A 23,855-nucleotide genomic window follows, 5' to 3' on the forward strand; every position below is an offset into this window, starting at 1 on the left:
ATCAGTCCTGATGATTAGCTTCATGGCTTAACACCAAGTTCACCAAGGTTGCTTTGTTATCTCGTGCGCCATATTGCACACCTTTTTCATCAAGCATCACCTTTAAGTCATCTGCTGGGGTATCTTCCAATTCTTTAAATCGAATCTGCTTGCGTAGCTCGATGTTTTCTTGCATACCGTTGGCGATGATGTTGTTCAGTCGTTCAATTTCATCCTTTGCTTCAGCCAATGCTTCATCTGATGCTTTTAGGTCGGTTGAGTAAATCTCACCAACTTTCTCACTTTCACTTTGCTCTGGCAGATCATAAAAACCAATCCAACCTTGTTCGCGAAGTTCATCTTCATGCGCTTCATGTTGTGCGATTTCGTATGTGTATTTCGCTTGACTGCCCTTGTAGAGCATCTTTGGGTATTGCATGTTTCAATCCTCAAGATAAATAAAAAGACGGAGCCGAAGCCCCGCCCGTTTAACTTATGAAGTCACTTGTGGAATACGAACCGCATGTAAACCACGAACTGTTTGGAAGCCATACAGTACGTCGATACGAGTACGCTCAAGATCGTTGTTACCATCACCAAACGTCATCACACGAACACTAATACCGCTTGGCAAACGTGCTGTGTAACCTTCACATGATGCAATCACTGGTAATGGTGCGAATGCTGCCGTGAATGCGTCTTTGTGGAACGCAAGGTTTTGCACGCCAGCCACAGAAACCGAAGTAACCGCCGCAGTATTTGCAGGGCCAGCAGAAACAGTTTTGTTTGGTGCAGTTGTGTTGATTGATGGGTAAATCTTCACATCAGTTGCAGTTGTTGCCACTGTTACAGTTTCAGTCACAACGAATTGTTGTAACACGCCAGTGTCTTGACCAGTCAACGGATGAACCGCATTCACACCAGCGATGGTAATCACTTCACCTTTAACCAATGTGCCTGCAGTACCAGCCGCCATTTTAATGGTGTCACCAGTTTGCGATGCTGCTGCAACGGTCACAGTTTCCGCTGTGCCTTTGGTATGCGTCGGGATTGACTGGTGTTCATACAAGTCTTGACCAAACGCAGTTGCTACATAGCCATCAAGGTATGCTTTGCTAGATGCTTGAGTCGGGTTATACAAGCGAGAGATTTCACCAGATAACGCCACGTTTGCTGTGCTTGTGATTAAAGTTGAACGGTCACCTGCTGGAGCTAAGTATTGGTTCATCTTGGCACGAGCTAGAGCCAATGCATTTGATGGGTTAGTACCTGCTGTGTTCATTGATACAGTGTTTGGAACACCTAGAACGGCTTTAGAGATCAAGTCAGCTTCAACCACAGACGCAAGGGTGCGCATTTGCGGCATCAAGATACGCTCTTTAAAGTCCGAGATGTCGAGCATCTTCTCTTTGGTGCCAAACTGCAGAGCAATGTGCTTTTGCGTATCCAGCGATAAGTTTACCGATTCTTCGATCACATCCGCAGCAGAACCACCTGCAGCAAATGTTGCACCATCAAACACTTTACCAGCAGTCGGAATTTTGATTTTTACTGTGTCGCCTTTTTTGAAGCCTGACACATCAGTGCCAAACTCATCTTGACGGCCCTTGTTGATATTTGCTGTGAACGGTGCAAGCTCTTCGAGCATCTTTGCAGCTTCACGAGCAATCATTTGATGGGTTAAAACTTGGTTAGCCATAATCATTTACCTTTTCGAGATTTCAATTCTTGTCGATACCATTCGTCATCACTCATAGCCGCAGGACTGCGAGCCACTGGAGCATTGGCTGACGTTGGTTTGATTGGTTTTGGTGTGTTTGGTACTTTTGGAGCAGCTTTAGACGGCTGTTTTGCACCGATGATCTGACCAATTCGCATTGCTGCTTGGACTTGATTCATCTGTGACAATTCGAGATACAGCTCATCGTTTTGGATAATGTCGGCAGCAAGTGAAAGTGTTTCTTTCGGGCTTAAACCAAACTGATCTAATGTGATTGGTAATTCTGGTAATTCATTGGCTTTCTTCACCAATGACTCAACATCAACCCCTTCATCACGCAATTCATTCACAGCAGTTTCAAACTGAACCTGACGTTCAATCTGTTCCTTCTGCTCCTGCTCGGCTTTAAGCTTTTGGAGAACTCGATCTTCTGCTTGCTTCACAAAAAAGTCTTGCTGGGCTTGCAGGTATTCGCTGTAATCCTCAAAATCCTCGATTTGTGGTGCTTCACTTGCTGCTTTGGGTGCCTCAAGCTTGGCTTTGTATTCATCAAGCTCACGCTTCAACTCGGCACGCTCACGCGCTAACTGTTGAATGCGCTCCTGTGCTCGGTTCTTTTTCTTGCTTTCCTGCTCAGCTTCCTGTTTGGCTTTTTCCTCATCTGATTGCTCAGCTTCGGTTTCTTCACCATTGTTCGGCTGCTCAGGCTGCCATTCTTCAGTTTGCTCTGTTTCGACTTCTGCGGCTGTGTTTTCCGTAGCGCCTGTATCTACGATGTCGTCACTTTCAAACGTCATTGTTCTGCTCCATGTTTGGCAGCAAATCGCCACCAGTGTTGATCAATGCGCTGTCCTCAATCTGATCGGGATTGAGAGCGAGATTAGGCTGAACCGTTTCTTCAGGCATTAAAAAACCCTGCTCATTGGCAGGGCTTTCCATGTCTGTTGGCGCAATATCCGGTGGTGGCTCAGACCATTCGGGTTGCGAGTATTCGTCATCGTATTCTGGCTCATAAGCTTCCGATGGGGTGTATTCATCCACATCTTCACCTTGCTCAAGCCAGTCTTGCGGTGCATTGCGTAAGTCAATCTGCTGTTTCATCAACTCGACAATGCCGCGTAATTCTTCAACATCAGCACGACCTGAATTATTGATCTGTGCGACCTGAATATCTTTTTCGGCTTGCAACTGGATTTTAACCAATTCAAGTTGTCGATCTGCTTCTTTATCAGTTACCTGTTTTTGCAGTTGCTCAAGGTCAGCTGTCATCTTCTGCACAAGTTGATCTAGTTGCATAATCTGCGCTTTAGCCTGTTCAGGATCAATCTGATCACCATTGCCAAGCACTTGAGGTGGCATTGTGGTTTTGATGCGCTCTGCAATTTCTTTAGCGTTCAGGAGTGGTGAGTTTTGTAGCAGAATGTCACCAATCAAGCTGAACAACTGAGGATTCATGCTGAGTAACTGCATCATCAAGGCAAAGTTTTGTTCACGCTGAGTATTGAATGATGGACCTGTGTCCATGCGAACATCATAGCGACCAACTGTTATATCAGTGAAAACACCCTCGCCATTCTCTTGCAGTAAACCAACCATCTTAGCCTCACCATCTGTACCGATGATTCTACGCATCATTGGCACCGTATAAAGTGCCTGATACAGACCAAGCAGGATGCGAGCAGCATGTCGGATGGATTTGTTTAAGTTGTCTTGCAAATGGAACTGTGCAGTTTCAGACTGACGCTGACGCATACCAATCGCAACGCCTGACGTTTCATTGCCTTGACCGCCCATGACAGGTGCATGCATGTTTAAAATGTCTGTAATCGCTGTTTTGGCTGATTCTGCGGCATTCAGGATGCCAACTGGCGGTTGTGCTGCACCGATGCGCTGAGGCAATCCGTTCTGACCACCGTCTTCATCACTGTAGTTATACATCACTGCTGCATAACTACCTGGATTGCGCCACTGATCCTCAAAGCCTGAGATACCTTTAGCATCCACAACCAAAACATCATCTTGGTTTTTCTGCAAAATATGCGCTTCGGTAGACTTCCAGTAGTTGAACAAACGCTGTGGGTCTTTAGCAAAGTGAACCAATGAGAAGATGTGACGTTCTTCCTCAACAAATGTCACTTCACCATAAACAGGAATAATCGGGATGTACTGACCAGGGAAAATGGTTTCTTCTAGTACCTTAGAACCCGACACCTTGAACCATTTGATTTCAGTTCGAGTAGTATCACGCTCATTGACAACATAACCACTAGCCAATGCTTCTTCTTCGGTATAACCGTACTTCTCAAGCAACTCTGACTTGTAGCCTGTGGTGCCATCTTCAAGCATCCAAAGCTTGTCTTGCACCTGAGTTTTCTTGAAGTATTCAGCAATGCGAATGGTATCGTCTACATCGTTACACCAACTGGAGTATTCTTCAAAATCTACATCAACCAGAGCATCTTTGCCGTACTGCTTCTCAATGTCTGATTTCTTGACCCACTCACCCACAATGGCCCAATTCATATCTGAGCCATCAAGCGCACGGCTGAGTGGGTCGATATAGACTGCATGTGGATTATGCACAGGCATAAAGCGAGGTTCTTGGTTGAATGACAACTCATTCACGTAGTCGGTAATGATACGGAAAAAGCCAATGCCACCATAAACCGCGTTTTCTGCTGCGGTATCGTAAGCCGATTCAGCGTCTGAACCTTCTTCAGTATCTTTAATCAAACCCTCAATGATTGCAGCCACATCAACATCAGCACCATTATCCACAGGGATAACTTTAGCTTGTGGTCGGTTTTGACGTTGTGTATTGATCTGCTGGCGGCAGTAAGCACGTGATAAGTTAAACTCAAGCGATGGTTTACCATCTGCCCGACGTTTAGCAACTGCGCCCTTTTCCCACTGAGCGCCTTCAACTGTCACAAACTCTTTATCTTCAACACCACGTTCATAATTATCGTGCCAATATTCTTCAGCAGTTTTCAGGTTTTGGCGAATCTCGTTGAGAATCTGATCCTGTTTTTTGTCTTGTTTCTTGTCCATTAGCTCATCCATCCACTGCGTTTAAGCTGCGGTATCGGTTTTGGTTTGGCTGTTTCATGCATTTTGTTGATGTTTAAAGCACCCTCACCAAAGGCATCCGAGCTATGTGAAGCCCAGTCATGCACTGGCGTTGCCTTAAATTGCTCTAATTTGTCGTTAAATTCACGACGATAGTTTTGTAATGCGCGAATACCGTGCTTACAGTTTTCAGCATCAAACCAACAATTTTTCAAGAATTGCCGTGTGGCTTCGATACGATCTTCAACACCAAGCCTTGCGCCTTTATTCATTCGATAGCCAAGATTAGCCATCGTTTGCTCACGGCTCACACCACTTGATAGGTCACGTGCTGCAATGTCGTGCGGTGCAAAATGCTTTTCGTACTGATAGCCGTACTGCTGCTTTTTCTCATCGAGAATGCGAGCGTAATGCGCCAACGGCTCATTGTTCGCCTCATAATGATCGATTGCTCGGACTTCCTTACCATAAACCTGAAAAAACCAAATCGATGTAGGGTCAAGAATCCCCAAATCCCATGATGTGTAAACAGGTAAATTGGGGTCGTGCGGAACTTTACAGATACGGTTTTCACGCTTGATCTGCTCAAACTCGGCTTTGTAGATTGCACCATCTGCAATTTCTTTGGGTCTACCAAGCCAAATATGCTCATATTGATCGTAGTCATCGGCTTTCATCTGTTCAGCGAGTGCAATCAATTCATCTGGGCATTCTTTGTTGTCTGTGTAATTGATCTGCACCACAACAGTGTCGTCACGCTCACCAAGCACGTATTGCGAATAAACAGCGTCACTTGGTAGCTTTGGGTTCATTGACATGATAACCATCGGCTTAGAAGTACGAACAACTGTGGGAATCAAAATAGACAATGAGAATGCACTCACTGTCTGCGCTTCTTCAATCCACGTAATTGTTGCACCCTCGAATGACTTAACCGATTCGACTGTATGATTCAGCAAGCCAGCAAAGCTAAATTCAGTGCCGTTGATGCCGCGTATTTCTGTTTCTAAAATTTGATAGAAGTGACCTAAGCCTAGTGCTGCAATGCGATCTGATAAGAGTTTATGCACAGACTGCTTAATTGACTTTTGCACTTCACGACAGCAAAGAATGCGATGCTTTTGTTTTGCACCTTCGATCAGTAGAAAGTCTGCAATCTCCCACGATTTACCACCGCCTCGACCACCGTGATACACATAGAACAGTTTGTTGTTTTTTAGATGCGTATAAAGTGGCTTGAACTTAATCGGTACTCGTTTCTCCATCATCTTCGAATACCACCTTTAAACTCATGTTGATTGGGTTGTTTGGGTCGCCTGAATGTTCAATTTTGTCTTTGAACATGCCTAAGTGTTTGCCAAGATGCGCCCAGGCAGATACACGTGCTGATTGTGTAGAGCCTTCTGCATAGTCTTGAGCTTCTTTAAGCAAGCCACTCACCACCATATCAACGGTTAATTGAGTTTTGTTTGATAGGCTTTCTTGCGCTTCTTGAATGGCTTTTGCAATGTTAGGTTTTGTGAGGTTTTCGCTTCCAATCTCTTTGGCTGTTTTCTCACTGTACCCCGCACGTATCGCAGCTTGCGTTGCATTCAGGTCTATCAGATATTCTTCGACAAACCTTTGCTGTTTAGGCGTTAGGTTCGCCATATCTTTACTCCATTGCAAACATCAAATCATCAGGTGTATGCAGATAGCACCCATGTTTATTACAGAATGCATGAATGTCATTTAGGTACTCAGTGAACTGGTCCACCGTTGCATCCGTGGTACTAATCAATTCATTCAATCCGTCTGCCACAGCATGGTATTGCGGATGCTTCTGATCTCTTAATACTTTGACTGCTGCAAAGGTCTTTCTGTATTGACCCACATCATCACGATGATAAATACGCGCCAAGAATTGCTTTTTAAAGAATAGATGCTCTGAGTCTTTATCTGTGCCTTGGCGCTTGGACCATTGAGTGACCCAGAGCCAATAGAGCCTATTCTGTGCAGTGGATCTATCATCCTGCTTCCGATCTATCACCACCCTTAACGGCTTACCATCATTAATCGCTTGAGTGTAATGGGTGTGCATATAGTTGATGGCTTTGGTGATGTCAGCATGACTTTGGATAGGAAACACGGCTTTTTGCATTTCCTATCTCCATTTCTATTTAAAAACTGGTTGGTTGAGCTACAGCGCGAACCAGATACATTAGACCAGTCTGAAAGTCTGTCTTGGCCATGGCGGCAAATCGCTCTGGAGTAGCTGCCTCCAGTCGCTCCCACTCTTCCCCGTTTACCAATGCTTGACCCGCATCACATTTACAGTTGTATCGCTGTGTTGATATGTGTTTTTGCACTTTCTCAATTACAGCTTGAACCTGCGGGCCAATCGCCTTGATCTCGTTCATAAGATCAATTTCGGCTTGGGATAAGTCACGGTAGCCTTTGATTTTTTGATGTTGGTTTTCCATTTTTCCTCTCACAATAAAAAAAGCCCATCAAATTAATGATAGGCTTTGCAGAAAAACATTACATACCACATGTTATATCTGGCTGTCAGAAATAATAGCTTAAAATGCTTTCAGGTTAATTTCAAGCCATGCTTTGCTTGTGTAGGAACGTCTAATATCACCAGTTCTGGTAAAGTAGAAAATCCCGTTTGGTGCAACAATGTAATATGTTGGGTATTCAGTGTCAGTACGATAGTGTGTAGCGCCTACTGGTTTATTTTTTATGATATCCACATTCATCAAAACACCTCACCACCTTTTCGCATCATCAACTCAGTCTTAACCAACCACTTCTCAAACATGGCTTCACTTTGTTCTCGGTTGCCCAACTTGTACTGATCAAAATCAGAATGGCACACGTGACACAAAGGAACTGTAAACGAATCATCTGCTTTTATCCCTCTACCCTTACCGTGCTTGGCGCTATTTGAATGAGCCGCTTGTGAGTTTGGATTACCGCACCTCACACACGGAAGCTTACGAATCTCAGCGAGTCGCTTAGGACTTCGCATTGAGCTGCTTCTCTATGTTGTAAATCTGCCTGCCAATCTTCTTTAATTCAGCACCACAGTCTTGTTTAAATGCATAGCTTGAAAACAAATGGTTGTAATTCATTAACCGCGCTTGGTTTGCTTTAAGTATTTCTAAGTTTTTAGATGCTTCGACACGATCAACCATGACCACCGCCAATAAGAAAAGAAAAACCCCGCCAATAATGCATATTGAGCAAGGTCTTATGTGCCGTAATACGTTCGGCAAATGCCACTGGAGTGGCGAGGGTTAGGAATCTTGAATACGCTTCTTGGCTATCTCAAAATAATTCTGATCCATCTCAATACCAATAAACTTTCGGTTTAGGTTTTTAGCTGCAACACCTGTGCTGCCACTTCCCATTGTGAAGTCTAAAACCGTTTCATTTTCTTGTGTATAGGTTTTTATTAGGTATTCAAGTAGTGCTACAGGTTTTTGGGTGGGGTGAAAATGATCTTTTCTTGAACCTGTTGAATATTGCAATATTGTCTTTGGGTAATATAAGTTATTAAAACTCTCTGTAGGAATTATTCCGAAATTATCAGAGGCTTTACCACCACCCTTTTTTCTAGGCTTTCCACGCTGCTCCATAATTGGATAATAGTTGCATTGCTTTGCATAAAAAACGTGGATCATCTCATGTGATTTCATTGGTTGTTTTCTTGCTAAAGCAAAATTACCACCCTTTGTTTTATCCCAAACCCAATCGTACTTATACTGCTTAATGTTACTCATACGCAAAGCACTACTAAAAGGCTCACTACCAAACAAAACAATAGCACCATTCGGCTTAATGATGCGTTTTAATTCAACCCACATCGGCTCGAACGGAATCACGCTATCCCATTTGCAGGCCGTTGTTCCGTATGGCGGGTCTGTTAAAACCATATCAACTGAACCATCAGGAATAGTTTTCATCAGTTCTAGACAATCACCATGACCAAGCATTGTGTTTTCATTAAGCATAAAAAAAGAGCCGTTAGGCTCTAACGACTCAAATTTCATATTTAACTCAATTTACTTTTTTACTTTGCCACACTTGCGACATTCAACCTGAATGAAAATATCCGACTCGTAGTCGTAATCGTGAATGCAGAACAGTCGCTTTAAGAATTGGAGCATGTTTTCTCCTGAATCCAGGTGACGGCATTCAATTTAAACCACTACGAATAAAAGAAAGCCGCCATAAAAAAAGCCCACATTTCTGTGAGCTTTACGGTAATTATCAGTCTGTCCTGATCGTCATTTGCTTTCAAAGTGGCTTGCGTATAGTTTTGCCACTATAAACTAAACGTACCAAATCGGGAGAAAGTTGTCAATTTTTCAATCTCAAATCTTTTCTATAGTTATTGATATGAGTGTCTGCTGCCTCTTTCGCTTCAGTTAGCATTAAATTAAGCGCATCACCATAATGCTTCCAATTGTTCTCATAAGTCTTCACAGTCATTACATTTAAAATACCTGCTGCTCTTAATCGACCTTGTAACTTGTAATCATCATTCAACCAGTGATACAAAAAGAAAAACAACTCCATTCGAGCAATAAGCCGACATGTATTTGGTAGCTCATTTTTCTTATATTTTTTCTCACTATCAGCAACCGCATAGATCGACTTAAAGAGATGATCTTCAATTCTTTTACGCTCTGGTGATTCTGCTGAGTATTCACCTGTGGCAAGTAGATATGCTAAATCCTTTTGAAGCTCACACTCCATTTTTGCAATCACACCAAGCTTCTCATCCCAACTTGGCGGCCTTTCACCTGTTGCTGCTATACAAGCCTCATATACAGCAACCTTAGCTCGTAGCTCTCGACCCAACCACTCAAAACTACTCAATTTTTCAACTGCTGCATTCATTCCTATCACCTCTAAAGCCATTCCAATCCCCTTAATTCAAGGACTGCTTATAAACCGCCTCAACATCGGCTTTTAATTCGTCAAGCATTTTCAATGTTTCATCACGACCAATTTCAGCAAGTATTGATCCGACAAAATCACAAATCACTAGCCGCTGGATTGTTCTTAAATTTCTTGAATCATCGCTTATTGCTTTTGCGCAAATCTCAACCTTGGTTGAAACAGCTTCTTTAACTTCTATAAACTTTTCTGTTACTTCATTCATCCCTATTCCCCCAAAACTTTAATTGCTTGTTCTGCAGACTCGACCACTGCAACATGACCACGCCAACTCTGGTGCCACTCGATCTGATCAGGCGTAAGCTTACGCGCTGACTTAACCTTGCCACCGTCTTTTACTTCGAGAAGCAGATTCTTACCCCTAAAACCAACCAGTAAATCAGGCACACCCTTTCCAGTTGCAGCAAGTGATTGAACACTTGCCCCAACCTGACGTAACGCCTTTACAATTTCAGTTTGATTTGCATCAACCTTTGCGGCTCTACGCATTGTCACCTCGCAAGGCTTCCAAAATCGCTTTAGGTGTTTCCACCACTTCACACGCTCTTTCAGCCAAAGTTGCATATCCAGCAATGTCGCGATAGTTGTCAAAATATTGCGGGTCACCATTCACAGCCCGAGCAATCTTGTTGCAAATCATAAAAAGACTGGTTTTCTGCTCTGCGTTTAAATGCTCGTAGTTTGCGCCACATTCAACGATAGCCATGAGCTTCTGAGTTGTACCCGCCACATCGGAATAATTGCCATATCGAGCGCCACGTTCGTTTAATGTGTTATTAATCTCACTCACTCATCACCACCCTTGAGCGCTTGCTCTAACACATCCAATATTTCATCTGCACACTCTCCTAAAGTCTTTGACTCCCACACCTTGCCTTGCTGGTGTTTCTCCTCAGACTTCTCCCATAGTGTTTGTGCTAGTCCTTTTACCGCATCCACCCGCTTTTGCAGCTTTGTATTTTTCATCTTGCTATCTACCAGCTTACTCACCAACTCGTCATATTCATGCTTTTCATTTTCTAGTTGAATGTCACGACTTTTGATAACATGAACGAGTGCAGCGTTTTCTTTCTGCAGCTCATCAATTTTGGCTTGTTTTTCTTTCCAAATATTCCAAGCCACAGCTTTATTGGCCCATGAATCTTTAGACGCATTCTCTTTCCAATATTTCTCAAAATCACTCATTCCAAACCCTCCATTCCCCGCGAATCAAATCTTCATGCAACTTGCTTTCTTCATCCGCTGCTCTATGCAGCGCTTCAAGTTGCTCTAGCAGTAATTCCTTTTCTTGCAAATCAGTCGTTCGATTCGCCTGATCTCTCAATTCTGTGAATCCTGTCATCCCTCTAACCCCAATGCGCCAACCACTAAAACCAAACCCATTACAATCAAAGCCGACAGAAAAAAGACGTATTCTTTCTCTGTAATCTCTGGGTCAAGCCCCTCATCCGTAAAAGTAGACAAACCCCAATAAGCACCAAAACCTAGACCACCCAGCATCACCGACAACAACCCGATGATGAAAAACAAGTAAGCGAATAACTGTGTCATGCTGCCAACTCCTGTAAACGATATTTCCTGCGCATTCCGCGATTCACACGCTCTGCTTTAAACTTGTTGTAAGACTGAAAATCCTTAAATTTCACATCTGCTTTCATGTAGCACATGCACTTAAACAGCTTGTAACCCTTATCCAAAAATGGCTTATGCACATCATCAGTTTCTTGCTCTAAGCCTTTCCATCTGCGTTTAAAGCCGTGTTCATCCACCACTTTCTTATCACTACCACCAAGCTTAAATTGGTCGTAAGTCATAGCAGGCACATCAAACTGCACTGCTGAACTCTGAATGTCGGTTGGGTCGTCCTTGTGGTAGTAGTAAGAATCCATGCCCACAAAAAACGCAGTGTCATCAACCATTAAATCCCACAAAATTGGCACAACAAGATCGCCATCGAAATACTCATACATACCCTCGATACTTTCTTTTTGTGACAGGCCAGCGGCTTTCAATTTGTTTGATGCTTCGGTCAATTCAACATCATCAAAAGATGACCAAAGCTCATAAGTTTTAGCCAATTCGTTTCGATACAGATTGACTAGCTTGTTCGGGTTGTATTTCTTATTGCGCTTTTTCATGCCTGTGATCCAAATAGTTGCTTTGCTTTGTCGGTGGCTCTGTAGTCGTAAATCGTCACTTTTTCTAAATACCCAGCATTCACCAAATCCTTCAAGCATTTGCGAATCGTGACTCGCTGCGCTTCAAGAACAGCTTCAAAAATATCTGCAACAGTGAAAGTGCTTCTTGAATGGGCAGCAAAAATTAAAATATCCAAGCGATTCTCAAATATGTTTATTGAGTCGTTTCTCACACCCCACCCCACTTAACCAACGCAGCACCAATCGCCATAAATACAAACATCAAAACTTTGTTTAGGTCTTTCATGCTGCACCGCCTGCATTCATGTTTTTGAAAAGTGGCTTTGGTTGCCCTAAAACCTCGACTTGAGCGCGATTAAACGCATCTTTCCATCCAAGTCCCTCGGACATGAATTTTTGAGTCAGATCACAAATTGCCTGATCTTTGTCACTGAGTTTTTTATTGAGGTTTTTAGCAATGCCTTTTGGTTGTGCTGTGGCAATCATTTTTGGTGGCACATACCACTCTTGTTGACGTCCTTGCATTTGCGCTTTGGTCAAATAGGTTTCATAGATTGATTTGAACTGCTTGAAAGCCTCTTTCATGCTTCCCTGCTCAACCAACCAATAAACCGAATCCCAAGCTTTTTTGGTCAAAGTGGTAACTTTTAGTTTTTCAGCGAGTAATTCATGCTCTGATTGATTTGAGTAATCACAAGCACGCTGCCAAGCTTCCTCAACAGTCCACCACGATCCAGCAACACACCATGATTGGAACTCAGCAATGTCTGGGCAATATCGACTTGAATACAGTCGCGCCATGCCTTGATTGAATTGCTCATCGGTTAGCATCATCACAGCGCCACGAACAACGGTTTCCATCACATCAGGGCTAAGGTGTGCATAACGCTTTTGGAATTGACCGCCATAGCGTACTTGCAATGTTTGAAGCAAAGTCTGTTCTCTGGTGAACTCATTACGCATGACCCACCTCCTCAATCAGTACCGACTTTTTTGGTGTGACATCCACCATTTCGTTTTGGCTAAATTGCTCGCCTACTCGTTGGTTGTATTCAGCCCATGGGTTAGCTTGGTTTTGTGGGTGGTATGCTTGTTGCTGCTTAGCCATTCGGTTTTGATACCAATCAGCTCTAAACGATCCCCATTCTTGCTTTGCAGCAAACTCGATTGCCTGCACAAAATTAAGATTCACAGCTTCAGCCTGAAGTTTGATTTCCTCTATCGCCAATTCTGTGAACTCAGAGCCTTTACGTTTTTCAATAACGGCTTGCGCATACTTCTCACCAACCCCCATTTCAATCAGCGCATTAATCGCTTTCTGTTTTTTGGTGATGCGTTTCGGCTTCGGATTTTTTGCAGATTCATCTGCCGTAATATTTATATTGGTTACTGGTTCTTGGTTATTGGTTAATGGTTTATGGTTAGGTGACGGTTCGTGTTTTTCCTCACACGCTTCGTGCACGGTTCGTGACGCTTCGTGCTTATATTTACGTTTTGCTTCACGATCTTTGGCGATTCGTGCATTTGTTTCAGCCTTGGATTTGTAGGAATCTAGCTCCTCTTGAATACGGTTTTGCACATAACGACCATCTTCCTGAAGCTCGAAAAACTTACTTAGGACGAATTTAACCGCCGCCACTTCTGCTTCATCACGCGCCCACGCCCAATCTAATGCTTCTTCTAAAGTTGGGAATGTTTCACGGTCATAAACTGCATCCATAAGCAAGGTGTAAGCGCCATGCTCAAGCATGGATAAGCGCCCTGCTTTTTTGGCATAATCACCTATGTTGCGTTTGTAGTAATGCATTACGCCACACCCTCACTTACTAATTTCTCGATTGCCCACGCCTCACCTTTGGTGGTGAACATTGGTTGGGAAAAGCCAAGCTCTGTTTGTTTTAATTCGCCATAGCCAGCATCGATAAACCACTGCTTAAACACACGTGCGCGCTTCACATTGCGGCTATACACATCTAACTCATCTAGCAACTTATTCATTGCCACTGCTGACATACCAAGCTTTTGAGCTACTTGCGTTGCATTGAGAAGTGTTGAGCGATCTACAACCTTGTCGAAGTATTTAACCTTTGGTGCTGCTAGTTCTAATTGACGCGCCTGATCTGCTGCAAGTTGAAGCGCTTCAGCAAATGTTTGAGGTAGTCGCACAGCGTTTTGGTTTTCTAGCTCATACCAACGCTTTACCAGTGCTGCGGTAAACTCTGGGCAAAGTTGAGCAACAATTGTGATGCTGTCTAATTTTCCTTGCTCACCCTTAAAAATGTAAACTTCAACATCGTAAATGCGGTTATTTACTTCCTTTTGCACAACCTCACTGTGAGGACGTGCTATTACAGCATCACGCTTGTCTGTTTTCCCTGAAAGGATTTCTATTGTGCGCTTCACATTGTCGTGACGTTTTTGACAAAGCTCTGCAATTTCCAGACTTGTCATTGATTGTTCAGAATTTCCAAACTGTGGTAAAATTGGCATGTTCATGTTGGTTAGACTCCTTATTGAACGTCAGGCTCAGTAGTTCGCGCTACTGGGCTTTCTTTATTTGTGGACGATGTATTCACCGTATTCGTGGTACTACCAAACGCCCTGCTGAGATACTCATGTTGTTTCTTGAACTTCAGGAGCTTCTCAATGGCTGCATCCCGAATCCACTCTGAACGCTTTATGTCGTCCATTGCTGCCAGTGCATCAATCGCTTGCAATGCTTCATGTGTCATGCGGACTGATGTTGAGTCGGTCTTTTTCCCATGCACATCAAGAAAACCTAAATCCAATGCTTCTTGCATATCGTCTACCCCCATCACGCAACATCCTTGTTGCGAGCCACACTTGAGATATTTGGATTTAAAAAGATATGCGGATACTGGAGCTTCACCTCCGCAGGTATCCCTCTTGTCATCCAGTTTTGAACTCGCTGTTTGCTTTTTAAGCCAAGCATCTCAGCAACTTTTGTTGACCCACCAAGAGCAACAATGATGTCTTTATCAGTGCTGATAGACATTTCACTCTCCTATAAACATTTGTGTATTAGATAGTAAACGCTGTGTTTACTGATGTCAAATCATTTGTTTAACACAATTTGTTTACTGTTGAGATAATAAAACCAAGAACAAAAGGGGTTTGTTATGCACGATTCATTTAAAAGACTGCTTGAGGCGAGCAACAATCTAAGCCAGGAAGAAATCGCAAGACGTATTGATGAATCACCACAAACGCTGACCAACTGGAAGAAGCGTGGTGTGTCAAAAGCTGGGTCTTTAAAAGCTGCTGCTGAGTTTGGCTGTTCTGCAAACTGGATTTTAAGTGGTGTTGGTGAGAGCTCTGGTAGTGATGTTTCTCGTGTTGCAGGGTGGGATAGCTCCACCCCACTAGAAAGTGATGAGGTTGAAGTGCCGTTTTATAAAGATGTTTTAGTGTCTTGTGGCTCAGGGTCGCTTGGCGAAATCATAAACACAGAAACAAGGAAGCTAAGACTAAGCGCCTCAACATTAAGGCGTTATGGTGTTGATCCAGCAAATGCGCTTGCATTAACAGCTTTCGGCAACTCAATGTCCCCAGTCATTAATGATGGTGCAACGGTTTACGTTGACATAGGTAGAAAGAATGTTATTGATGGAAAGATTTATGCGATATGTCACGGTGGTCTTTTTAAGTTTAAATACTTATACAGAATGCCAATGGGCGGCATAAGGATTGTTAGCGCCAATAGTGACGAATACAAAGAAGAAGTTTTAACGCAGCAAGAAATTATTGACCAGGAGTTTGAAGTTATCGCTTATGCATTTAATGTGCAAAATTCGCTGCCATAGATAAGTAAACAAAATGAAATTTTAAGACTGCTTATGCGGTCTTTTTTTATGTCTATATAAAACAGTTGTTTATAAATTAATTACACATTTGTTTATTTAAAGTGTTGACTACAGTACACATCATGTTTACTATTGACCTCGTAAACAACAAAAAGCCCCGACGGTCTGGACAACAGCGGGGCTCGAATACAACGAGGTCATTATGGCAACAAACACATCCCAAAACAAGCTAGTCGAAACGCTAATTAAGCGCCAAGACAAAAAACGCTTTGTTTCTAAGCTTAAAAGCTTTGCTTCAAATGCTGCTGCATCTGCACTAATTGCAGCAAGTACATTCATCTTTTTAGGCGTTGGTTTAAAGGCTTGTGAAGCGGAACAAGTTTCGCAGGTGAAAGCGGCTAAAGCACATCAGGAGGCTATGCGATGAACGCAATTACTCAAGAAACAGTCCTTGCCCCTGTCTTTTTAGACTTTGTGCTAACCGAAGTTCAGGCTGAAGAAAACGGTGCAATTTTCACTTTGGAATATCGCTTTAAGCATGTTTTAGATGCTCGTATGGAATGCTTTATTCCTTTGATGCAATCGACTCAAACCTATATTCACAACGATGGTTTAGACCCGCAGGATGATGTGGATGTTGAGATTGATTCGATGTTTGCGCCTGACAACTCGCTTGCAACTATTTTGTGTGCAGATGGTGTGACAGCGAAAGAAGGTCAGCAATTCATGCTCACCAGCGACCAGGTCTTTAAACTGAATCAATTGTTAGAAGAACATTTTGAATATGCGTATGAGCGCCAATTAGAGCGTCGTGCAGAGGAGATTTACGGATGAACGCACCAGTTAGACATAACGCTAAAGACTTTTTCGCAAAGCCAATGGTTCAGGAAAAGTTAAAAGAGCTTGTTGGTAAGAACGCCCCTGCTTTTGCAACGTCTGTATTGCAGATCGTGAACAGCAACTCAATGTTAGTAAATGCCGACCCGCAGACTATTTTTAGTGCTGCATGTATGGCTGCAACGCTAAACCTGCCAATCAATAACAATCTTGGTTTTGCCTACATTGTTCCTTATAGCACAGATGCAAAAGATGCTAATGGAAATAAAATACCCTTGCTTGATGCTAATGGAAATCGGGTTAAAAAATATTACAACGGCAAAGAATTTCCTCAGTATCAAAAAGTAGTGGAAGCTCAATTTCAGCTTGGATACAAAGGATTCGTGCAGCTTGCTCAACGATCAGGTCAATTTAGTCGCATTGCTGCTACACCTGTTTATCAAGGGCAATTAATTTCAGCCAATCCACTGCTCGGTTATGAGTTTGACTGGACTATTCCAAGTCAAGGCTTGCCTATTGGTTATGTGGCTTTCTTTAAGTTATTAAACGGCTTCACTGCTGAGCTTTATATGAGTAAAGCAGAGATTGAAAAACATGCTGGAAATTATAGCCAGTCATTCAAATCGGGTTATGGGGTTTGGAAAGATAATTTTGACGCAATGGCGCTTAAAACCGTGTTGAAGCTGCTTTTATCTAAGCAAGCGCCACTTTCGATTGATATGCAAAAAGCACAAATGGCAGACCAGGCAGTCATTCGTGATGTGGATAAAGACGAGTTTGACTACATCGACCATCAAGAATCAATTGCGGACTTGGAAGCACCAAAACCAACGCTGAATGACGATGAATTCAATGCAGCACTTGAACAACTAAACGCTAATGCGATTGATAAGGCTTATATCTTAGATGGGTATAGCTTAACAGATGCGCAGCGTGTAGCGGTGGAGGCTCAGTGATGAAACTATTCCGCTGTTCTTCCCTGCACAAATTAATCGGTGATGGTCGCTCTAAAGCGGCTGTCATCAGCGACACAGCAAAATCGGCTATCCGTGACATCGTGAAAGAAGATTTATATGGCTTTCGTTCATTCACGGGTAATCAGTACACGCAAAAAGGCAACTTGCTAGAAGATTTAGCGATTGAAATGTCGGGCAAGATGCGTTTCCGCAATTACCAAAAGCATGTTGGACGTGTTGAAAATGAGCTAATCACTGGCGAGTGTGATGTGCTTGATCTTGAGCGAAAACTCATTATCGACACCAAAGTTACTTGGGATATTGGCACACACCCATTTTTCCAAGATGAAGCAATGGAGAAAGTTAAAAAAGCAGGCTATGACGTTCAGATGCAGGCGTATATGTGGCTGTATGACTGCGAAGTGGCAAATGTTGATTTTTGGCTATTCCCTTGCCCACCCGAGCTTTTAAAAGATTGGGATGACATAGATCAATTGGTTCATCTTGTCGAAAAAATTGATATTCGAGAGCGCAAAACCACTGTGACAATCGAGCGTGATGAATTGGTTATTCAGAAGATCAAGGACAAGATTCCGCACTGTCAAAACTACTATGAGCAGCTATTTGCTGAGAGCAGTAAAGGGAAGGTGGCAGCATGAAACTACCCAACAGTATTTCACCCGCCTTTATCGAATGGTTGGATCGTGGCGGTCACAAAATTGAACTCAAGAAAAACGCCATGATTGTGAAAAAGCAACTTAGCGATGGTGTGAAGCGCAGCGTGATTCCTTTCGAGCGTCACGAAATTAAAGAGTTTTACGAATTAGATGAATATCTTTCTCAGCGTTACGAGCTTTTTCTAAAGCAGTATTTCAACAATGGGAAAGGTTTTATTCAGGATTTGCATTTAGCTATGGCGAGTAAGTATCGCAAGGCTGTGATGATGAATAATTTAGCGAAGGTGGCGTGATGGCTAAGTACATCGAAACAGAGCTTGGTACTGAAAAGCAGTGCATTACCTGTGGTGACTACTACCCTGCAACAAAGCAATTTTTCTTTGGCACTGGTCGCAAGAAAAAAGATGGTTCGCCTTGTTTGGATGCTAACTGCAAGGCTTGCTACAAGGAACGGTTTAAACCGCAGATTCAGCGTTGTTATGACGTAGCGCATAGATACGAGGTGGCGTGATGGATATTAATAAAGAAAAAATTGCTCATGAAAAACACCTGCTTTCACAAGGTGTGGATTTCAAATATTTGCCAAATATTCAATATAACGAATTGGAAAATGTTTATGAATTAATTGAATGGGATGAGGAATACAGTGAAGCTCTGAATGAAATTAATTCAAGCTGGTGTACATGGCAAGCAGCCAAGGAACATGAGGCAAATAAGCTAGGTCAAGAGACTCTTACTCATTATCGCCTACAAGAGCTTATTGCAATTGGTGTTAAAGCGGCACTTGATGAGCGGGAGAAAGAGTGATGGATTTGCTGAAAGAAAGAGAGGCGTTTGAGCAGCATTTAACTGATACAGGTCTTGTTGAGTTTTCAGACTATGGTTTTGCGGTTGATGAGTGTGATGAGTATTTGCATGAACCAACTCAAGTTGCATGGGATTCTTGGCTCATCGGGTTGAATAGAGCCAAAGCCCAAGCCATTCCCGATGGGTTTGTTTTAGTACCGAAAGAAAATATTTTTTGTTATTGGCAAGACAATGATGAGCCTGAAAACCTTTGCTCAAATGAATCTGATTTTGATTGCTTAGGAGATTTGATCGACCTCGGTGAAATTATGGAAATTAATAAATTTACTCAAGCGCGTGTCGATAAAGAAAAACTTTTTGGCACTTGGTTTGCTGAAGCAATCAACCCATCTGAAAAAGCTAATTTCTTTGTTGGAACTCACGCTGAGTGCATGGAAATTCTTGCAAAGAATAAAGCAATGATCGAAGCACAGGAGCCAGCCAATGACTGAAATTCAACTAACCAAGCTTCAATTGGCTAACTATGTTTGCGATGAGTTGCACAAAGAAATGCCGTTTGATCTGATTTTTAATCAGGATGAATTTGGACCATTTATGGAAATTATCGAAGCTTCAAATCTTGATGTTGGATTTCCAGTTAAGAACATCGGTGACAAGATTCATGTTGGTGTAACCAAGGATAATTCAAACGATATATATCAAGCATTGAGCAGTTATATCGCAGAGCATCAAGAGCCTAAAAACTGCATTGATACGCTCATCAAGAGTGGGCAGTTTGATCGTGATTTTAAAGGTGTGTTTGGGTTGCCGATTGGTGTGGTTAAGGCTTTGGGAGAGGTGTCTAGTGAATCTAATTGAACAGTTGGGCGGGTATGAGTGTGCGGCCTATGAATATAAAAACACACTACTTGCCGATGACTTTCCTTATGTGATTAAAGCAACAGGTACAAAGTTCACACGTCCTGAGCTTGGTGATGAGCTTCTTGAGCACCGCCGCCAGCACAATATTTTTGAGGTTGGGGATAAGGTTGTATTGGCTAAATCTTACTCTTTGGATACGGTTCATGAGATCAAAAGAATTGAAAACCTTACACCACATATCAAAGATTCAGAGACTACATACTTTTTGGAAAATTCATTAGGTTGTTGGTCATTTCAAATAAAACACGCCACTGATGAAGAAATCAAAGCGGGTAAAAGATTGGAGAGTGGCAAATGAAAACATTTCAACTAACAATTGAAGCAGACAAGCCGCCACAGGTTTTGGTCGGTGAGAATGTCTTTGGTGGTGTTGTCAAAGAAGTGAAGTTGCTTGACACGGTGCTACTGAGTTCTGAACAACTTGCAGCTAAATACAATATCAGCGCACAGACTGTTAGACGTAAGTTGGCAGGGTACAATCAAGGATTGAGCACAAAATGCTTATACAACGCAGCGATTGCAGATGAAATCCTAAATCCTAAAGCCAAAAAATCCACTGGTGGTCCTAGGCGTAAAAATTAACGCCTAGCTATCTAGCATTTTCAATATATCCTTGACGTCGGGATTATAGTAAGTGTTCACCAAAACCTTAATTGTTTTATGCCCTGTGACCTTGGCTAAAACCTCAACTGGCAATTTCTGGTCATTCACAAAACGAGTAATCGCTTCATGGCGTGTGTCGTGAAATCTGACTTCTTCAACACCTGCCCTTGCCTTTGCACGCTCAAATTGCAATCTAAATGCATTCTCAGTAAGCGGGATTAAGCGGTCATCATTATGCTGAATCAGCGCCATCAACTCTCTAGCTTTCTTAGTAAGCGGCACATCCCTTTCTTCACCGTTTTTGGTGTCAGCCAAGTGAATATGGTCTTTAAATATATTTGCCCTGCGAATTGATAATATTTCGCCACGACGCATAGCTGTTTCAATTGCAAAGAGAAATGCCCATGCAACGTATTGGTTGCTGGTGCGCGGCACATTACCAACTTCATATTTTAATTCAGCAAGAATTCTATCTATTTCAGACTGCAAAATGCGTCTGTTTCTTGGCTTTGGCTTGCGTGGTTTTTTAAGACTGAAAAATGGATTGCTGTCTAAAATAAACAATTCCTTTTGGGCGAAAGTAAAGACGGAACTATAGAGGGATATTTCTTTTAATACTGTGCCGTCCGACACTTCGGATTGTCTTTTGTTGCGCCAGTGCGTTAAATCTTGCGGCGTGATCTGCGTAATGTCTTTGCGACCAAGCAAGCCAAATCGCTTTTCAAATGAATCCAGCTGCTCGCGAATATATTTTTTAGATTTAGAGTCTTTGCCGTGTGCTTTATAGTAAAGATTAAATAAATCAAAAAATGTAGTCACAGTTTTACGCTGCGCTTCTATTTCTTCTTTTGGCGTGGAGTTGGCTTCAATCAATCTAGCCATTGCCCAATGCAAGCATTCTTGCTCGGTATCACGTGTGCAATATTCACGCTTGCCATTAAGCATGATTGAGATTGACCAACTGCTGCCACGCTGTCTAGGTTTTGGTAATTTCATTGCTGTTCACCATTTATGTAAAGTTATGTAAGAAATGAGCGCCACGTTTTTTCAAACAAGGTTAGACACGTTTCTTGACACAAATCCTGACACAATGATGACACAAATTAAGTTTTAAGTGTTGTCCATTTCGCAACATCGGCAACAATGGCAACAAGGAAAAGGCAATAAAAAAGGCTTGCAAGTACATGAAATTCCTTGCAAACCTTTGATATATATATGGTAGGCATATCCAGACTCGAACTGGAGACCTCTACGATGTCAACGTAGCGCTCTAACCAACTGAGCTATACGCCTAAAGTGTTTCGCATCATATTCAGTTTTGGTTTTTAAGACAAGCCCTTTCTGTGTTTTTTCAGCACATCCGCGCAAGTTTTAAGCAAATCCAAAACTACCTGCTCTGAAGTAGAGTCATACTCAGGCGCATAAGTATATTGTTGATAACACACGCCTAAACGCTTAAATGCCTCTTGTTCATTTGCATCTACCTGCGCTGCTAAACGCTGCATCCACACACTCACTGTTTCTGCATCCTGTTTTTGCAACTGAGCGGGCAATCTTTTAGAAAATTTGTCTAAGGCACGATTTATGCGAGAACCTTGCTGACGTTTTTTCCAAAAAATCCAGCCAAAATACCCTGCTAAGATCAAGAGAATACTTGAAACCAACACCGCTGCCAAAGCATAGTTTGAGTGCAGCCCTAAGCATCCAAACCAGTGACGCTGTGACTCGGCATCATAACCCACGACCTTGCTTTGCCATTGATAACTTGCATAATCACTCCACACCCGTAAAGAACGAATAAAATTAGAATGTTGGTATTGCCACATTTGTGTGTCAGCACCCAAAACGGCCCGATCATCTGCCATTAGGTTTTGCATACCATCATCTATACGTTGAGGTGCAATGATGGCTGTCGGGTCTATGCGTACCCATTGTTGATTGAGCAACACTTCTGTCCAAGCATGTGCATCTTGCTGTCGTACTTCCCAGCTTTGTCCATCGGGTGCAAGTTCCCCACCCTGATAGCCCACGACTACACGCGCTGGAATCCCGACATAACGCATCAATAAGGCAAAACTTGAGGCATAATGTTCACAAAAACCTTGCTTACTCTGAAACAAGAATTCATCGACTCGGTTTTGTCCGAGCATTCCAGGTTTTAAGGTATAACTAAAGCCATTACTTCGGTACCACTGCAATACATTCTGCACGTAGCGTTCAGGTTGTTGCTGACTTTGAGCAAACATCTGCAGGGCAAATTGCTGAGCTTTTGGGTCAGATTGCGTCTGTACCTGAACATTTAAACGCTGGCTAAAGCGTCGATAACGCTCGTTCTGTGCATCATCCCCTTGAATACGTGCGGATTCCCCAACCCACTGCAAAGCAATCGGTTGAATCCGACCATTTTGACGCTGTGGCACCATACTCCAATCACTGCGCAATATATATCCCTGCTGATTTGGCACGGATTTTTCCAATGCCATAATCCATTGGACACGTGGATCTGCTGTAATGTATTGATACTGAAAATCGACTTGGTCTGGCTGTAATTGTGCTGCCTGAACAGGTTGTTGATTGCTAAAATTGCTTGTCCATGTACGACCATCATATTGATCTAGTACCATCGCCCGCCAATATAGTTTTGAACGTGGCGGCAGTTGCTGCATATTCCCCACAATACGAAATGCCAAAGCAGAAGATTGTGATAATTCAGCAATATCGCCCGGTGACATCGTGTCACTAATACCTGTCACACCTTTGGCGTCTGGAATAGGCACATGCCATAATGGCGGCAAACGAGGAAAGAATAAAAATAATAATAAAAAGAATGGCAAAGCGTATGCAATAAACTTGGCGACATTTTTAAGGTCATGCCTCGCATCTTGGCTGCTCGAATGACGCGACGCATAATCTGCAAATGCGCTTTTTTGAATTCGATATAATCCAATTAAACAGCTGATCAAACATAGAATGACCAACACGGTCATCCACATGCTTTGGCTATATAAAAATGAACTGGCACTCACAAAGAGTGCAAAATTAAATAAAATAATCAGGTCGCGTTGGGTTTGACTTTCTAAAGCTTTGGCAAACAAAAAGGTGCTTAATAAGCCAACCCCTGCCTCTATGCCTATCAGACTTTGATAACTCAGATAAATACTGGCTAAAGCACAGCAGGTCAATCCATAAGTCAAAACTTTAGAAATACGTGCTGTCTTCTTTTTATAGTGACGATACAACAGCAACAACATCATGGCAAAAATAATACTCAATGCCACAGGGCTAAACAGCATGTGAGCAGCCAAAATTAAAATCAGGCTAAGCAGAATAGATTGCTGAATTGAGTGGTGCAT

The 23,855-nt window shown here is 42.6% G+C and carries 39 protein-coding genes and 1 tRNA gene; 12 read left to right on the forward strand and 28 right to left on the reverse strand.

Annotated elements, in window-relative coordinates; translation table 11 throughout:
• Window position 1: 1 nt before the first annotated feature.
• The 25 genes from L6C30_RS00270 to L6C30_RS00390 form a co-directional block, all read right to left on the reverse strand.
• The gene (locus L6C30_RS00270; protein ID WP_236162277.1) at window positions 2-418 is read right to left on the reverse strand and encodes a hypothetical protein; all 417 of its coding nucleotides are present in this window, start codon (window positions 416-418) and stop codon (window positions 2-4) included.
• Between the two features lie 54 nt (window positions 419-472).
• The gene (locus tag L6C30_RS00275; protein ID WP_236162276.1) at window positions 473-1,678 is read right to left on the reverse strand and encodes a P22 phage major capsid protein family protein; all 1,206 of its coding nucleotides are present in this window, start codon (window positions 1,676-1,678) and stop codon (window positions 473-475) included.
• A gap of 2 nt (window positions 1,679-1,680) precedes the next feature.
• Window positions 1,681-2,496, reverse strand: coding sequence for a hypothetical protein (locus L6C30_RS00280; RefSeq protein ID WP_236162275.1), 816 nt, complete (start codon window positions 2,494-2,496; stop codon window positions 1,681-1,683).
• Window positions 2,486-4,750, reverse strand: a complete 2,265-nt coding sequence (locus L6C30_RS00285) for a portal protein (protein WP_236162274.1) — start codon at window positions 4,748-4,750, stop codon at window positions 2,486-2,488. The genes L6C30_RS00280 and L6C30_RS00285 overlap by 11 nt, the downstream gene beginning before the upstream one ends.
• The gene (locus L6C30_RS00290; protein WP_236162273.1) at window positions 4,750-6,036 is read right to left on the reverse strand and encodes a PBSX family phage terminase large subunit; all 1,287 of its coding nucleotides are present in this window, start codon (window positions 6,034-6,036) and stop codon (window positions 4,750-4,752) included. The genes L6C30_RS00285 and L6C30_RS00290 overlap by 1 nt, the downstream gene beginning before the upstream one ends.
• Window positions 6,011-6,418 (reverse strand): terminase small subunit, encoded by a 408-nt coding sequence (locus L6C30_RS00295; RefSeq protein WP_236162272.1) that lies wholly within the window; start codon window positions 6,416-6,418, stop codon window positions 6,011-6,013. Before L6C30_RS00295 ends, L6C30_RS00290 begins: the two co-directional genes overlap by 26 nt.
• Before the next feature lie 4 nt (window positions 6,419-6,422).
• A complete protein-coding gene (locus tag L6C30_RS00300) occupies window positions 6,423-6,908 on the reverse strand; it encodes a hypothetical protein (protein WP_236162271.1) in 486 nt (161 codons plus the stop codon).
• 19 nt (window positions 6,909-6,927) lie between these two features.
• Entirely contained in the window at window positions 6,928-7,230 is a 303-nt protein-coding gene (locus tag L6C30_RS00305; protein ID WP_005266881.1) for a hypothetical protein, read from the reverse strand.
• Between the two features lie 278 nt (window positions 7,231-7,508).
• Window positions 7,509-7,781 (reverse strand): hypothetical protein, encoded by a 273-nt coding sequence (locus L6C30_RS00310; protein WP_236162270.1) that lies wholly within the window; start codon window positions 7,779-7,781, stop codon window positions 7,509-7,511.
• Entirely contained in the window at window positions 7,768-7,947 is a 180-nt protein-coding gene (locus L6C30_RS00315) for a hypothetical protein (RefSeq protein ID WP_236162269.1), read from the reverse strand. Before L6C30_RS00315 ends, L6C30_RS00310 begins: the two co-directional genes overlap by 14 nt.
• A 102-nt stretch (window positions 7,948-8,049) precedes the next feature.
• Entirely contained in the window at window positions 8,050-8,805 is a 756-nt protein-coding gene (locus L6C30_RS00320) for a site-specific DNA-methyltransferase (RefSeq protein ID WP_236162268.1), read from the reverse strand.
• A 310-nt stretch (window positions 8,806-9,115) separates the two neighbouring features.
• On the reverse strand, window positions 9,116-9,679 hold the full coding sequence (locus tag L6C30_RS00325) for a hypothetical protein (protein ID WP_236162267.1): 564 nt from the start codon (window positions 9,677-9,679) through the stop codon (window positions 9,116-9,118).
• Between the two features lie 10 nt (window positions 9,680-9,689).
• A complete protein-coding gene (locus L6C30_RS00330; protein ID WP_236162266.1) occupies window positions 9,690-9,923 on the reverse strand; it encodes a hypothetical protein in 234 nt (77 codons plus the stop codon).
• Between the two features lie 2 nt (window positions 9,924-9,925).
• A complete protein-coding gene (locus L6C30_RS00335) occupies window positions 9,926-10,207 on the reverse strand; it encodes a hypothetical protein (protein WP_236162265.1) in 282 nt (93 codons plus the stop codon).
• On the reverse strand, window positions 10,200-10,508 hold the full coding sequence (locus L6C30_RS00340; RefSeq protein WP_236162264.1) for a DUF6378 domain-containing protein: 309 nt from the start codon (window positions 10,506-10,508) through the stop codon (window positions 10,200-10,202). The genes L6C30_RS00335 and L6C30_RS00340 overlap by 8 nt, the downstream gene beginning before the upstream one ends.
• Window positions 10,505-10,903 (reverse strand): hypothetical protein, encoded by a 399-nt coding sequence (locus L6C30_RS00345; protein ID WP_236162263.1) that lies wholly within the window; start codon window positions 10,901-10,903, stop codon window positions 10,505-10,507. The genes L6C30_RS00340 and L6C30_RS00345 overlap by 4 nt, the downstream gene beginning before the upstream one ends.
• The gene (locus tag L6C30_RS00350; RefSeq protein WP_236162262.1) at window positions 10,896-11,060 is read right to left on the reverse strand and encodes a hypothetical protein; all 165 of its coding nucleotides are present in this window, start codon (window positions 11,058-11,060) and stop codon (window positions 10,896-10,898) included. Before L6C30_RS00350 ends, L6C30_RS00345 begins: the two co-directional genes overlap by 8 nt.
• Window positions 11,057-11,269 carry a hypothetical protein gene (locus L6C30_RS00355; protein ID WP_236162261.1) on the reverse strand — a complete coding sequence of 71 codons (213 nt, stop codon included), beginning with the start codon at window positions 11,267-11,269 and terminating at the stop codon, window positions 11,057-11,059. Before L6C30_RS00355 ends, L6C30_RS00350 begins: the two co-directional genes overlap by 4 nt.
• Entirely contained in the window at window positions 11,266-11,856 is a 591-nt protein-coding gene (locus L6C30_RS00360; RefSeq protein ID WP_236162260.1) for a hypothetical protein, read from the reverse strand. The genes L6C30_RS00355 and L6C30_RS00360 overlap by 4 nt, the downstream gene beginning before the upstream one ends.
• The gene (locus tag L6C30_RS00365) at window positions 11,853-12,053 is read right to left on the reverse strand and encodes a hypothetical protein (RefSeq protein ID WP_236162259.1); all 201 of its coding nucleotides are present in this window, start codon (window positions 12,051-12,053) and stop codon (window positions 11,853-11,855) included. The genes L6C30_RS00360 and L6C30_RS00365 overlap by 4 nt, the downstream gene beginning before the upstream one ends.
• Before the next feature lie 106 nt (window positions 12,054-12,159).
• A complete protein-coding gene (locus tag L6C30_RS00370) occupies window positions 12,160-12,840 on the reverse strand; it encodes a hypothetical protein (RefSeq protein ID WP_236162258.1) in 681 nt (226 codons plus the stop codon).
• Complete coding sequence (locus L6C30_RS00375) at window positions 12,833-13,684, reverse strand: YdaU family protein (protein ID WP_236162257.1); 852 nt, start codon at window positions 13,682-13,684, stop codon at window positions 12,833-12,835. The genes L6C30_RS00370 and L6C30_RS00375 overlap by 8 nt, the downstream gene beginning before the upstream one ends.
• The gene (locus L6C30_RS00380; RefSeq protein WP_236162256.1) at window positions 13,684-14,373 is read right to left on the reverse strand and encodes a phage antirepressor KilAC domain-containing protein; all 690 of its coding nucleotides are present in this window, start codon (window positions 14,371-14,373) and stop codon (window positions 13,684-13,686) included. Before L6C30_RS00380 ends, L6C30_RS00375 begins: the two co-directional genes overlap by 1 nt.
• Before the next feature lie 14 nt (window positions 14,374-14,387).
• Entirely contained in the window at window positions 14,388-14,678 is a 291-nt protein-coding gene (locus tag L6C30_RS00385; protein WP_236162255.1) for a hypothetical protein, read from the reverse strand.
• A gap of 14 nt (window positions 14,679-14,692) precedes the next feature.
• Window positions 14,693-14,893, reverse strand: coding sequence for a hypothetical protein (locus tag L6C30_RS00390; RefSeq protein ID WP_180104760.1), 201 nt, complete (start codon window positions 14,891-14,893; stop codon window positions 14,693-14,695).
• 124 nt (window positions 14,894-15,017) lie between these two features.
• Between L6C30_RS00390 and L6C30_RS00395 the strand changes: the two genes are divergently transcribed.
• The 12 genes from L6C30_RS00395 to L6C30_RS00450 all read left to right on the forward strand — a co-directional run bounded on the left by L6C30_RS00395 (window position 15,018) and on the right by L6C30_RS00450 (window position 20,481).
• Complete coding sequence (locus L6C30_RS00395; RefSeq protein WP_236162254.1) at window positions 15,018-15,701, forward strand: helix-turn-helix transcriptional regulator; 684 nt, start codon at window positions 15,018-15,020, stop codon at window positions 15,699-15,701.
• A gap of 202 nt (window positions 15,702-15,903) precedes the next feature.
• Complete coding sequence (locus tag L6C30_RS00400; RefSeq protein WP_179988364.1) at window positions 15,904-16,128, forward strand: hypothetical protein; 225 nt, start codon at window positions 15,904-15,906, stop codon at window positions 16,126-16,128.
• Entirely contained in the window at window positions 16,125-16,535 is a 411-nt protein-coding gene (locus L6C30_RS00405; protein WP_236162253.1) for a hypothetical protein, read from the forward strand. The genes L6C30_RS00400 and L6C30_RS00405 overlap by 4 nt, the downstream gene beginning before the upstream one ends.
• The gene (locus L6C30_RS00410; RefSeq protein ID WP_236162252.1) at window positions 16,532-17,494 is read left to right on the forward strand and encodes a recombinase RecT; all 963 of its coding nucleotides are present in this window, start codon (window positions 16,532-16,534) and stop codon (window positions 17,492-17,494) included. Before L6C30_RS00405 ends, L6C30_RS00410 begins: the two co-directional genes overlap by 4 nt.
• The gene (locus L6C30_RS00415; RefSeq protein ID WP_236162251.1) at window positions 17,494-18,153 is read left to right on the forward strand and encodes a hypothetical protein; all 660 of its coding nucleotides are present in this window, start codon (window positions 17,494-17,496) and stop codon (window positions 18,151-18,153) included. The genes L6C30_RS00410 and L6C30_RS00415 overlap by 1 nt, the downstream gene beginning before the upstream one ends.
• Window positions 18,150-18,464 carry a hypothetical protein gene (locus L6C30_RS00420; protein ID WP_236162250.1) on the forward strand — a complete coding sequence of 105 codons (315 nt, stop codon included), beginning with the start codon at window positions 18,150-18,152 and terminating at the stop codon, window positions 18,462-18,464. The genes L6C30_RS00415 and L6C30_RS00420 overlap by 4 nt, the downstream gene beginning before the upstream one ends.
• Window positions 18,464-18,682 (forward strand): hypothetical protein, encoded by a 219-nt coding sequence (locus tag L6C30_RS00425; RefSeq protein WP_201950941.1) that lies wholly within the window; start codon window positions 18,464-18,466, stop codon window positions 18,680-18,682. The genes L6C30_RS00420 and L6C30_RS00425 overlap by 1 nt, the downstream gene beginning before the upstream one ends.
• Window positions 18,682-18,978, forward strand: coding sequence for a hypothetical protein (locus tag L6C30_RS00430; RefSeq protein WP_236162249.1), 297 nt, complete (start codon window positions 18,682-18,684; stop codon window positions 18,976-18,978). The genes L6C30_RS00425 and L6C30_RS00430 overlap by 1 nt, the downstream gene beginning before the upstream one ends.
• Complete coding sequence (locus tag L6C30_RS00435) at window positions 18,978-19,469, forward strand: hypothetical protein (RefSeq protein ID WP_236162248.1); 492 nt, start codon at window positions 18,978-18,980, stop codon at window positions 19,467-19,469. The genes L6C30_RS00430 and L6C30_RS00435 overlap by 1 nt, the downstream gene beginning before the upstream one ends.
• Window positions 19,462-19,836, forward strand: coding sequence for a hypothetical protein (locus L6C30_RS00440; RefSeq protein WP_236162247.1), 375 nt, complete (start codon window positions 19,462-19,464; stop codon window positions 19,834-19,836). Before L6C30_RS00435 ends, L6C30_RS00440 begins: the two co-directional genes overlap by 8 nt.
• The gene (locus L6C30_RS00445; protein WP_236162246.1) at window positions 19,823-20,197 is read left to right on the forward strand and encodes a hypothetical protein; all 375 of its coding nucleotides are present in this window, start codon (window positions 19,823-19,825) and stop codon (window positions 20,195-20,197) included. The genes L6C30_RS00440 and L6C30_RS00445 overlap by 14 nt, the downstream gene beginning before the upstream one ends.
• Window positions 20,194-20,481, forward strand: coding sequence for a DNA-binding protein (locus L6C30_RS00450; protein ID WP_236162245.1), 288 nt, complete (start codon window positions 20,194-20,196; stop codon window positions 20,479-20,481). Before L6C30_RS00445 ends, L6C30_RS00450 begins: the two co-directional genes overlap by 4 nt.
• Before the next feature lie 3 nt (window positions 20,482-20,484).
• Here L6C30_RS00450 and L6C30_RS00455 read toward each other — a convergent pair whose 3' ends face one another.
• The 3 genes from L6C30_RS00455 to L6C30_RS00465 all read right to left on the reverse strand — a co-directional run bounded on the left by L6C30_RS00455 (window position 20,485) and on the right by L6C30_RS00465 (window position 23,855).
• Complete coding sequence (locus L6C30_RS00455) at window positions 20,485-21,498, reverse strand: site-specific integrase (protein ID WP_236162244.1); 1,014 nt, start codon at window positions 21,496-21,498, stop codon at window positions 20,485-20,487.
• A 220-nt stretch (window positions 21,499-21,718) separates the two neighbouring features.
• Window positions 21,719-21,795: transfer RNA gene (locus L6C30_RS00460), tRNA-Val, on the reverse strand.
• Window positions 21,796-21,827: 32 nt separating this feature from the next.
• Window positions 21,828-23,855, reverse strand: a complete 2,028-nt coding sequence (locus L6C30_RS00465) for a DUF3488 and transglutaminase-like domain-containing protein (RefSeq protein WP_236162243.1) — start codon at window positions 23,853-23,855, stop codon at window positions 21,828-21,830.

The sequence above is a fragment of the Acinetobacter sp. KAM396 genome (genome assembly GCF_021602765.1).
Taxonomy (GTDB): domain Bacteria; phylum Pseudomonadota; class Gammaproteobacteria; order Pseudomonadales; family Moraxellaceae; genus Acinetobacter; species Acinetobacter towneri_A.